This is a genomic window from Actinomadura rubrisoli (assembly GCF_004349215.1).
GTDB classification, from domain to species: Bacteria; Actinomycetota; Actinomycetes; order Streptosporangiales; family Streptosporangiaceae; genus Spirillospora; species Spirillospora rubrisoli.
The window spans coordinates 1-10,715 of the sequence record NZ_SMKU01000326.1; the positions used below are offsets into that span (position 1 = coordinate 1).

At 74.1% G+C, this 10,715-nt stretch carries 9 protein-coding genes; 6 read left to right on the forward strand and 3 right to left on the reverse strand.

Annotated elements, in window-relative coordinates; genetic code table 11:
• A partial coding sequence (locus E1298_RS37710) for a hypothetical protein (protein ID WP_131902030.1) occupies positions 1-1,270 on the reverse strand: 1,270 nt, incomplete at its 3' end.
• A gap of 82 nt (positions 1,271-1,352) precedes the next feature.
• Positions 1,353-2,729, reverse strand: coding sequence for a hypothetical protein (locus tag E1298_RS37715; protein WP_207945079.1), 1,377 nt, complete (start codon positions 2,727-2,729; stop codon positions 1,353-1,355).
• A 410-nt stretch (positions 2,730-3,139) separates the two neighbouring features.
• Here E1298_RS37715 and E1298_RS37720 point away from each other — a divergent pair, with 410 nt between their 5' ends.
• Positions 3,140-4,300, forward strand: a complete 1,161-nt coding sequence (locus E1298_RS37720) for a serine hydrolase domain-containing protein (protein ID WP_131902032.1) — start codon at positions 3,140-3,142, stop codon at positions 4,298-4,300.
• Positions 4,301-4,356: 56 nt separating this feature from the next.
• Here the strand turns inward: E1298_RS37720 and E1298_RS37725 are convergent, their stop codons facing one another.
• The gene (locus E1298_RS37725; RefSeq protein ID WP_131902034.1) at positions 4,357-4,632 is read right to left on the reverse strand and encodes a hypothetical protein; all 276 of its coding nucleotides are present in this window, start codon (positions 4,630-4,632) and stop codon (positions 4,357-4,359) included.
• 171 nt (positions 4,633-4,803) lie between these two features.
• Between E1298_RS37725 and E1298_RS37730 the strand changes: the two genes are divergently transcribed.
• The 5 genes from E1298_RS37730 to E1298_RS37750 form a co-directional block, all read left to right on the forward strand.
• A complete protein-coding gene (locus E1298_RS37730; protein WP_131902036.1) occupies positions 4,804-6,075 on the forward strand; it encodes a sensor histidine kinase in 1,272 nt (423 codons plus the stop codon).
• Positions 6,063-6,722 (forward strand): response regulator transcription factor, encoded by a 660-nt coding sequence (locus E1298_RS37735; protein WP_131902038.1) that lies wholly within the window; start codon positions 6,063-6,065, stop codon positions 6,720-6,722. The genes E1298_RS37730 and E1298_RS37735 overlap by 13 nt, the downstream gene beginning before the upstream one ends.
• Positions 6,723-6,921: 199 nt before the next feature.
• Positions 6,922-8,073, forward strand: a complete 1,152-nt coding sequence (locus E1298_RS37740; protein WP_131902040.1) for a M20/M25/M40 family metallo-hydrolase — start codon at positions 6,922-6,924, stop codon at positions 8,071-8,073.
• Positions 8,070-8,990: a GNAT family N-acetyltransferase gene (locus E1298_RS37745; protein WP_131902042.1), complete on the forward strand. Its 921-nt coding sequence runs from the start codon at positions 8,070-8,072 to the stop codon at positions 8,988-8,990. Before E1298_RS37740 ends, E1298_RS37745 begins: the two co-directional genes overlap by 4 nt.
• 88 nt (positions 8,991-9,078) lie before the next feature.
• A partial coding sequence (locus E1298_RS37750) for a PucR family transcriptional regulator (protein WP_131902044.1) occupies positions 9,079-10,715 on the forward strand: 1,637 nt, incomplete at its 3' end.

The window sequence follows — 10,715 nt, forward strand, 5'->3', positions numbered from 1 at the left end:
GGTGGGCGATCACGGCATCGAGGAAGCGGACGGCGCAGGGGTGGTCGACGTAGCCGAAGCCGGCGATCAGGCCGGACATCTTCTCCTCGGGCTGGTCGAGGTAGCCGAGGCTCCGCAGCATCTCCGGGGCGGGCGTCCCGGCGTCGAGGCTCATCGCGGCGAGGTCGAGGAGCGCCCACACGCTGGAATCGCGGTGCGGCGCGCAGGCCCGCTCCTCCTCGTCCGGGGTCAGCAGGCCGTGGGCCAGCGCGCCCAGCCGGGGATCGCCCGCGAGGGCGAGCAGGGCGCGGCGGCCCTCGGTTCCGAAGGGTCCGCCGAACGTGCCCGCCAGCAGGTCGAGCCCGGCGTGCCGGGCCATCGGGCCGACCTCGCAGAGCGCCGCGCGGATCTCCGCGATGCCGGTCTCCACCGAGCGCCCGGAGAGCCAGCCGTCGACCTCCTCCAGGAGGTCGTCGATCCGGTAGCACACCAGCGCCTCCAGCAGGGTCGCCGCGTCCGCGTCGGCGAAGGACCCCACCACGGGGATCGTCAGCCCGGTCGCCTCCTGCAGCAGGGTGTGGCAGACGAGCCTGCCCAGGGGAGTGATGGCCACCTTCGCCTCGTGCAGTTCCAGCAGCGCGGCATGGGCGAGCGCGTTGAGATGGAGGTGGACCCCGGCCTGCGTCTCGTCGTCCAGGAGCGGGACGACGCTGTCCTGGTGCACCGGCTTGCCGAGGACGTACAGCAGGAGCAGGAGGTTCGTGCTGAGCCCCTCCTCGTCGGGCCCGACCCGGCCGACACCGCTCCAGGCGTCCAGCATCGCGATGACGAACCGCTTCCAGGCGTGCAGCGCCGCCTCGGGGTCGGGGCCCGTGATCGCGACCGCGTCGGGGCCCGGCCACACGAGCGAGCGGGCCTTGTCGACGTGCAGGATGCCGGCCTGCACCAGCACGTCCCAGAACTGCCGGACGCCCTGCGCCACCTCCGCGGACTCCGGCGGGCCGTGGGTCCCGCCTCCGCAGGTGATGCTGAGGAAGTTCTCGAAGTCGGCCGGATAGGCGTGCGGGCCGACCTCGCGGCCGGGGCGCGCCCAGTCGATCTGCGCCTTCACCACCCGGTGCAGCTCGGACTCCCGGGCCGCGGCGAGCAGCGGCGCCGTCGGGGCGAGGCGTACCGGGGGAATGGGGACGAAGGGGGCGTGGGAGGTGCGCGTCAGGTAGGTCCGCCGCGGGGGCCCCTGCTCTATCGCGCGTCCGATCAGGTCCTCGCGAATCGCGTGAGTGGAGGTCACAACTCACGAAGCGTAGGGCAACGATCACCCAGGGGAAGGCCGGATGGCGAACTCGGCCTGCCCCGGTGCGCGGGCGCCGGTTCTACCTGCCCTTCTCGGGAACGTACAGGCGGATGTCGTCGACCGACGCCGACCCCTCGTAGTAGTTCAGGTGCGGGTCGCCGATGATGAAGGAGTCGGGATAGGCCGAGCCCTTGGGCCAGGTGTGCTCGGTCGTGTACGTCCCGGCGGGGCCCGTGTGGGTCAGCTTGCGGTCGAATCGCCCGTCGTACTCGCCGGGCGTCTGGTTGTAGTGCCAGATCGGACGGCCGTTCTCCACGAAATCGTGGTGGACGCGCAGCGTGGCCTGCCCGATATGGAGGAACGGGCCGCTCATTTCGAGCGTGTACCCGGTGCGGTCGCGTTCCACGGCGAACCGGTAGGCGGCCTTGGGCAGCAATTCAGGCTGGAGTTCGGCACTGGTGAGATGTCCTTGGAATCGCCGTCCCGGTCCGTACGGCTTGTCCATGGAGACGTTCCCGCACCTGGTCTTGATGTAGTACTCGTTGCTGATGTTGTTGTTGGCCGCCTCGCGGAACCGGTCGCCCCGCGGGAACAGCGCGTTGACGCCGTTGAAGGTGCCGTCGAAGGTCCGGTAGATCCGGCCGGTCCTCGGGTCGCACGTCCCGGCGTTCTTCCAGCGCTCGTCGTCGCTGTAATAGCCGTCCATGATGACCTTGCGCCGGTAGTGGACGCCGGGATTGCCGTGCGGCGCGGGCGTCGCGTAGTCGAGGATCGTCAGGTAGTAGAACCCGTTCTCCCGCGTCACGTCGGGGTAGTCGCAGCGCGTCTTGCCGGGCAGCGCGCCCTGGAACGTCCACGGGTACCGGGTCTTGCAGGGCTCCCTGGTGTAGCCGTTGTGCCTGCCGCCGTAGTCGAAGCCGCCGCCCCGCTTGCCGCCGAAGTCGATCCCGCGCAGCGTCATCTCCACGCGGTAGCGCGGTGGCAGCGGGCGGCTGGGGCGGATCAGCACCCCGGCGTCCCAGCTCGGCTCGGAGATCCGCGCGGCCTTCTGCCCGCCCGGCAGGCGCGCGGTCGACAGGCCGGGCCGCGAGTCGGGACGCCCGTTCCGGTCCTTGTCGACGGCGGCGACCTCGGCGGTCAGCCAGCCCCGGGTGCCGAACGCGACGCGCTTGCGGAACACGTTCAGACCGGCGAGCCGCTTCGCGAACAGGGGCCCGCTGATCTTCTTCCAGGCCTCGCCGTCGTCGTCGAACGCGTCGACGTGCCACGGGCTGCGCGGCCCCTGGGGATCCAGGCGCCACGGGGCGCCGTCGACCTTCAGCGGCCGGTCGAAGCCCTCGTGGTCCACCAGGACCCAGCCCTTGCGCGCGGCGCCGTCCCCCTGCCCGGCGGTCCCGGACGCGGTCCCGTGCGCGGTCCCGGCGGCGCTCGGCGAGCCCGCGGAGGCGGCTGCCACGGCGGTCGCTCCGGCGGCCGCGACGGCGGCTTTCCAGCATCTCCTCAAGACGTGCCTCCCCATCCCAGGAAAACCGGGGTGCGCCGCGCTCCCGAATAGGCGCGGTCCGTACCGGCCACGCCAGCGCACCCTAAGTCCAGCGCACCTTGAGTTCATGTGGCGCTCGCCGTCCGGCACCAGAATTTGGCCGTTCTTTGGACAGCGCACCGAAGCCTCGTCGGCAGAATGACCGGCTTCTACCAGTGCGGGTATAGCTGGCTGTACCGGATGTGTGCGCGCTCGCACTCCATAAAGAGGGGTGCCCGCTCTCTCGTGGGCCCGGTCTCCCGCCTCCTACCGTGTTCAGGTCATCGCGGAAGCGATGCGAGCATCGATTTTCACTAGGGGGTTCGCGGCTTATGCGGAAAAGAATGGGCACGAAAATCACGGCCACTGCGTTCGCCACCGCACTGCTCGGTGCCGGGCTGGCGCTGCCGGCGGCGGCCGGGCCGAGGCCGGCGCAGGACACGTTGCAGGATCGGGTGAACGCCGTCCAGAGGACCCGGACGGTCGGGGTGCAGGCCCAGCAGACCGGGCCCGGCGGGACCGAGTACGCCACCGCCGGGCAGGCCGACACCTCCACCGGCGAGCCCGTGCGGCCGGGCCAGGCGTTCCGGATGGCCAGCACCACCAAGACGTTCGTCGCCACGGCGGTGCTGCAACTGGCCGGGCAGGGCAAGCTGTCCCTGGACGACACCGTCGAGCGCTGGCTGCCGGGCGTGGTGTCGGGCAACGGCCACGACGGCTCCAAGATCACCGTCCGGCAGCTGCTGCAGCACACCAGCGGGGTGTTCAACTACACCGCCGACTTCCCCCCGCTCACCGACAAGGAGGCGTTCAAGGCCAACCGCTTCACGACCTGGACCGCCGAGCAGCTGGTGGCCATCGCGATGCGGCACCAGCCGGCCTTCCCGCCCGGCACCTCGTGGGGATACTCCAACACCAACTACATCCTGGCCGGAATGATCATCAGGAAGGCGACCGGGCGCACCTGGCAGGAGCAGGTGACCCAGGGCATCATCGAGCCGCTGGGGCTGGCGCGCACCACCGCTCCGTCCACCTTCCCCTACATCCCGGGCCCGCACATGCACGGCTACTCCGACTTCGGGGTCGGGGGAGAGGTGGTCGACGTCACCGACTGGAACCCCTCGGGGGGCGAAGCGGCCGGGGCCATGACCGGCACCACCGCCGACCTGACCCGCTTCTTCCGCGCCCTGATGGACGGCCGGCTGCTGCGCCCGGCGCAGCTGGCCGAGATGAAGACAACCGTGCGGGCCGAGCCGCTGGACGTGGTGTGGCCCGGCGCGCGCTACGGGCTGGGGCTGCTCCAGGTGCCGCTGACCTGCGGCGGGAGCTACTATGGCCATCCCGGCGACCTTTCGGGCTACACCACCAGGAACGCCGTCAGCGGCGACGGAGGGCAGGCGATCGTGGTGGAGGCGACCGGTGACGGCACCCCCGACGACCTGTCCACCCAGCGCGCCTTGAACTCCCTGATCGACAAGGGGTTCTGCCCCACCGACACGAAGTAGGGCCGCGCGCCACCGCCGAGGCCGTCCGGGGCGGGCGGCCTCGGCGCTCGCGGCCGTCAGGGACGGCGGTTCCGGTAGTGCTGGACGATCAGCGCGCCACCGCAGGCCAGGGCCGGGATCCCGAACGCGGCGCCGACGAGCACGGCGGCGCCCTCGCTGAACGACGCCATCGCGCCGGCCGCGGTGATCACCAGCAGCAGCCACAGCACCGGCCGGACGATCCCCATGCGCGGGCGCGCGGCCGATTCCCCCGAGGACGCGGAGGGCGCAGGGGACGTGGAGGGCACGGAGGACGCGGAGGACGGTTCGGAGGGGTTGCGGGGGGCCGTCATACGCGTTCTCCTTGGTCAGCGCTCTGGTCGACGGGGAACACGCTAGGAACCTTGATCGTGAAAATCGATCCAGGCCACCGAGCCGTATTCGGTACAGCAGGCTGTACCTCGCCGCCGACGCTCTTACGCCAGGAGCCGCGCTGTCCTAGCGTCTCGGGCTAGGAGGTTGCGATGGCCGCGAACGAGTCCGGATCGGCCGTCCCCGAGCGGGGCGGCGGAGCGAACGCGGCTGCGCGCGCCCGCGTCGCGCTGGACGCCGTCGAACACCTCGTCGGCGGCCTCGGCACGGCCCTGCTGGCGCTCGCCGCCTCGGTGTGGGTCATCCTGGTCGGGCTCGCGTGCGCCGCCGGTGTGGGCCTGCTGCTGGCGCCGACCGTGCCGCGCGTCGTCCGGGCCGTCGCCGACCGGGAGCGCTCGCGGCTGTCCCGCTGGGGTCCGGAGGTCATCAGTCCCGGGCCCTTGGCGGCCGGTGCGCGCGCCGCCCTCGCGGATCCGACCGTCCGGCGGGAACTGCACTGGGTGTTCGTGCACGGCACGCTGGGCCTGGTCCTCAGCGTGGCGGCGGTGACGGCGATGCTCAACGCCGTCCAGGACATCACCTACCCGCTGTGGTGGCGGTTGCTGCCGCCCGACGACGTCAACCCGACCCTGGTGCTGTGGGCCGTGCGGGACGACACCGACGCCCTGGCGGTCACGGTCCTCGGGCTGGGGCTGGCCACCGCCTTCCTGGTGCTCGGACCGGGCATGGCCCGGTTGCAGGCGTGGCCGGGGCGGTGGCTGCTGGCCCCGGCCGCCGACGCCGACCTGTCGCTGCGGGTCGCGCAGCTGTCGGCCACCCGCGCCGCCGCGCTGGACGCCCACGCGACGGAGCTGCGGCGCATCGAGCGCTCCCTGCACGACGCGGCCCAGAACCGGCTCGTCGCCGTCACGGTGCTGCTCGGCGCGACACGCCGCGCGCTGGCCCGTGATCCCGCCGCCGCGGAGGCCACCCTCGAACGCGCCCAGGAGGCCGCCGAGCAGGCACTGGCCGAGCTCCGCACCGTCGTGCGCGGCATCCTGCCGCCCGTCCTGGCCGACCGGGGGCTCGCCGGGGCGCTGGCCGGGCTCGCTGCGGACTGCGGGATCCCCTGCCGGGTCGACGTCGACCTGCCCGGCCGCTGCGCCGCGTCCGTCGAGGCGACCGCGTACTTCGTGACGGCCGAGGCGCTCACCAACATCTCCCGGCACAGCCGGGCCCTGCGGGCCAAGGTGATCGTCCGCCGGCTGGGCCAACGGCTGTCATTGTGGATCGAGGACGACGGGGTCGGCGGTGCGGACGAGCGGGAAGGGTCCGGCATCGCCGGCATCCGCGGCCGGGTCGAGGCGCACGACGGCCGCCTCGTCCTGACCAGCCCTCCCGGCGGACCGACGACCCTCTACGTGGAGCTGCCATGCGGATCGTGATCGCTGAGGACGACCCCCTGCTGCGCGAGGGGGTGGCGCTGCTGTTACGCGCCGAGTCCCTGGACGTGGTGGCCACCACCGACTCCGCGGCCACGTTCCTGGCGGCCGTCGACGCCCACAAGCCCGATGTCGCGGTCGTCGACGTCCGGATGCCGCCGACCCACACCGACGAGGGGATCAAGGCGGCGGTCGAGGCGCGGCGCCGCCAGCCCGGCCTGGCCGTCCTCGTGCTGTCCGCCTACGTCGAGCACACGTTCGCCGCCGAGCTGCTCACCGGCGGCGCCGACGGGCTCGGCTACCTGCTCAAGGAGCGGGTCGGGCGCGTCGAGGAGTTCCTCGGCGCGCTGCACCGGGTGGCCGCCGGGGGCACGGCCATCGACCCGGACGTCATCTCGCAGCTGCTCACGCGCATCCGTCCCGACAGCGCGCTGGAGCGGCTGACCTCCCGGGAACGGGGCGTGCTCGCCCTGATGGCCGAGGGGCTGGGCAACGCCGCCATCGCCGAACGGCTCTTCGTCGCAGAGGGGACCGTCCATAAGCACATCCGCAACATCTTCGCCAAGCTCGACCTCGCGCCCACGGACCAGGCGGACCGCAGGGTCGTGGCCGTCCTGCGCTACCTGGAGGAGACCCAGCGCCGCCCCTGACCCTCCGCCCGGCCCGCCCGGCGCCGAGCGCTCGACCGGCGGTGCGCTCTCCACCGGCAGTGCGCGTGGTTCGTTGGAGCGAACTGAAGCGGGCCGTCCTCCTTGTGGGTCTCCACGAAGCCCGGTGCGGACGAGCGACCTAGTGTTCCGGAACATCGCCGCTTCGGGAACCCGGCGGCGGGGAGACGGGGGAGGCACGATGAGGGATGCCAGAAGCACGATGATCGACGACATCGAGCGCCTGGTCCGCGTCGAGTCGCCGTCCGCCGACCTCGACGCGGTGGCGCGGGCCGCCGACGCCGTCACCGCGCTGGGGACGGCGCGGATCGGCGCGGAGCCGGAGCGGATCGTCCTGCGGGGGCACACCCATCTGCGCTGGCGGCTCGGTCGCGGGCCGCGGCGGGTGCTGCTGCTCGGCCATCACGACACGGTGTGGCCGCTCGGCTCGCTCGACACCCGCCCGTTCGAGGTGCGCGACGGCGTGCTGCGCGGCCCCGGCTGCTTCGACATGAAGGCGGGCCTGGTGATGGCCCTCCACGCGATCGCCGCGCTGGACGACCCCGACGGGGTGACGCTGCTGGTCACCGGCGACGAGGAGATCGGCTCCCCCTCGTCCCGGGGGCTGATCGAGTCCGAGGCCGCCGGATGCGCCGCCGCCCTGGTGCTGGAGGCCGCCGCCGAGGGCGGGGCGCTCAAGACCGAGCGCAAGGGGACGTCGCTGTACGAGGTGCTGGTGCGCGGGGTCGCCGCGCACGCCGGTCTCGAACCCGAGCGCGGGGTGAACGCGACGATCGAGGCCGCGCACCAGATCCTCGCGGTCGCCGCCATCGCGCGCGCCGAGGCCGGCACGACGGTGACCCCCACCCTGCTCCGCGCCGGGGACACCACCAACACGGTCCCGGCGTCGGCGCGGCTCGCCGTGGACGTGCGGGTCCGCGACGCCGCCGAGCAGGCCCGGGTGGACCGCGCCATGCGCGGGCTCTCGCCGGTCCTGGACGGCGCGTCGCTCGTGGTGGGCGGCGGGGTGAACCGTCCGCCCCTGCCGGCGTTCGCCTCCGCGGAGCTGTTCGGCCGCGCCGCGGCGCTCGCCGACCGGCTCGGCGTCGGCCCGCTGACCTCCGCCGCCGTGGGCGGCGCCTCGGACGGCAACTTCACCGCCGGCGCGGGAACGCCCACGCTCGACGGGCTGGGCGCGGTGGGCGGCGGCGCGCACGCCGACCACGAGCACGTCCTGATCGCCGAGCTTCCCCGCCGCACGGCGCTCCTCAGCGCGCTCGTCCGCGACCTGCTCGGCACGCACCCGCCCTCGCGGCCGGACGAGGAGGCGGCGGACGGCGGGCCCGCAGGATGACGAACGTCTTCACCTCCACCGACCTCGCGGCCATCGCGGCTCCTTTCGGCGGCACCGTCCAGGACGTCACGGTCGACGCGGTCAGAGCCGCCGACGCGGCGGCGCGCAAGGCGGGCGTCCGCGTCCGCACGATCGGCGACCTGGCCGGCCTCGACGCGGTGCGCCTGCAGTTCGAGGGGATCTGGCGGCCGGCCGGCGGGCGCGCCCCGATGACCAGGGAGCTGCTGCGCGCGATGGCCAAGGCGGGCGGCTACGTCTCCGGCGCCTTCGAGGACGGCGAGCTGGTCGGGGCCTGCGTCGGGTTCTTCGGCCCGCCTCCGGACGAGGCCCTGCACAGCCATATCGCGGGGGTCGCGGCGCGGATGCGCGGCCGCGGCGTCGGGTTCGCGCTGAAGGCGCACCAGCGCGCCTGGGCCCTGATGCACGGCGCGACGGAGGTGTCGTGGACCTTCGACCCGCTGGTACGGCGCAACGCCTACTTCGCCATCGGCAAGCTGGCGGCCGCGCCCGCCGAATACCTGCGCGACTTCTACGGCCGGATGGACGACGCCATCAACGGCACCGACGCCACCGACCGGCTCCTCGTCCGGTGGCGGCTGGACGGCGCCGAGGTCGCCGAGGCGTGCCACGGCCGGCACCGGGTCGGCGACGCCCTGGCGGCCCGGACCGGCGGCGCCGTGGTCGCCCTGGGCGCCACGGCCGGCGGCGGCCCGGCGCCGGGCCGGATCGACGGCCCGGCCATCCTCGTCACCGTCCCCGACGACATCGAGAGGCTGCGCCGGGCCGACCCGGCGCGCGCGGCGGGCTGGCGCGCCGCGGTGCGCGAGGCGTTCGGCGAGCTGCTCGCGGACGGGTGGACGGTGACCGGATTCGACCGCGCCGGCTGGTACATCTTCGGACGAAAGGACGAATCGTGAAGCTCATCGGCGTGGAGCTGCGGCCGCCGCGGGGCCGTCTCGGACGGGCGGCGAACGCCGAGGAGGCGGCGACGGAGCGGATCCCGCTGTGACCGCCCGCCCGCGGACCGGCCTCGTCCGGGTCCTCGAAGACCTCGGCGCCACCCTGCTCGACCTCGTCTGCGGCGACCCCGGCCGCGCCGGCTCCATCGGCGGCGTGGTCATCCACGACCCGCTCGACCAGCCGGAACTGCCCCGCCAGGCCATCGTCCTCGGCATCGGCGTCCAGACCCGGGACGAGGTGATCCGGCTGCTCGCCGAGCTCGGCGGGCGCGGCGCGGCCGCGCTCGTGGTCCGCGCGCCCGCCCCGTCCGGCGCGGACGTCGCGGCGGCGGCGGACGGCGCGGGCGTGGCGCTGCTCGCCCTCACCCGGGGCGCGTCCTGGGCGCAGCTCGCCGCGATGCTCCGCTCGATCCTGGCCGAGGGCGACATCGGCGAGCCCGGCGCGCAGACCCTGGGCGGGATGCCGTCGGGCGACCTGTTCACCCTGGCCAACGCGGTCGCCGCGCTGCTGGACGCGCCCGTCACCATCGAGGACCGCAGCTCGCGCGTGCTCGCCTTCTCCGGCCGCCAGGACGAGGCCGACTCCTCGCGGGTGGAGACGATCCTCGGCCGCCAGGTGCCCGAGCGGTTCATCCGCTTACTGGAGGACCGCGGCGTCTTCCGCGCGCTGTACCGCAGCGACGAGCCGGTCCACGTCCCCCCGCCCGAGGCCGGCACCGACACCTTCAACCAACCCCGCGTCGCCGTCGCGGTGCGCGCCGGGGACGAACTGCTCGGCTCCATCTGGGCCGCCGTCCGCGAGCCGCTGAGCCCGGAGCGGAACCGGGCGCTGCGCGAGGCCGCCAAGCTGGTCGCCCTCCACATGCTGCGGCTGCGCGCCGGCGCCGACGTCGAGCGCCGGCTGCGCGCCGACCTCGTCGGGACCGCGCTGGAGGGCGGCCCCGGCGCGGCCGAGGCGCTCAGCCGCCTCCGCCTCACCGGCGGTCCGGGCATCGTGCTGGCGCTGGCGCCGCTCGACCTCCCGTCCGCCGCCCCGTCCGCCGAGTTCCAGGCCCGCCGCGCCATCGAGCAGCAGCGCCTCGCCGACGCGTTCGCGATGCACCTGAGCGCGGTGCACCCCCGCGCGACCGCCGCCATGGTCGGGGATGTCGCCTACGGCATCCTCCCGTGGCACCACGACCCGGACCGCGCCGAGGAGCGCGCGACCAGGGTCGCGGCGGAGTTCCTGGAGCGCGTCGGCGACCGGCTGCACCCGCTGATCGGGGTCGGCCCCACCGCCGCGGACGCCGCCGGCCTCCCCCGCTCGCGGGACGGCGCCGACCGGGCCCTGCGGGTCCTGCGCGGCAACGGCGGAACGCGCCGGGTGGCCGGCCTGTCCGACGTGCACGTCGAGGCGCTCCTGCTCGAACTGAGAGACCTGACGGCCGAGCGGGGCCACCTCCCGACCGGGCCTCTCGCCCGGCTGATGGCCTACGACGCCGAGCACGCGACCTGCCTCGTGGAGACCCTCCGGGCGTGGTTCGAGGCGTTCGGCGACGTGACGGCCGCGTCCGCCGCCATGTACGTCCACCACAACACCTTCCGCTACAGGCTGCGCCGGCTCGCCGAGGTCGGCGGCATCGACCTCGCCGACCCCGACGCCCGCTTCGCGGCCATGCTCCAACTCCGCCTCCTGCCCCCCAC

What these genes read in the sequence shown, in the direction of transcription:
- E1298_RS37725 (WP_131902034.1), bottom strand. Translation starts at nt 4,632, where the DNA reads ATGACGGCCCCCCGCAACCCCTCCGAACCGTCCTCCGCGTCCTCCGTG.
- E1298_RS37720 (WP_131902032.1), top strand. Translation starts at nt 3,140, where the DNA reads ATGGGCACGAAAATCACGGCCACTGCGTTCGCCACCGCACTGCTCGGT.
- E1298_RS37740 (WP_131902040.1), top strand. Translation starts at nt 6,922, where the DNA reads ATGAGGGATGCCAGAAGCACGATGATCGACGACATCGAGCGCCTGGTC.
- E1298_RS37730 (WP_131902036.1), top strand. Translation starts at nt 4,804, where the DNA reads ATGGCCGCGAACGAGTCCGGATCGGCCGTCCCCGAGCGGGGCGGCGGA.
- E1298_RS37745 (WP_131902042.1), top strand. Translation starts at nt 8,070, where the DNA reads ATGACGAACGTCTTCACCTCCACCGACCTCGCGGCCATCGCGGCTCCT.
- E1298_RS37735 (WP_131902038.1), top strand. Translation starts at nt 6,063, where the DNA reads ATGCGGATCGTGATCGCTGAGGACGACCCCCTGCTGCGCGAGGGGGTG.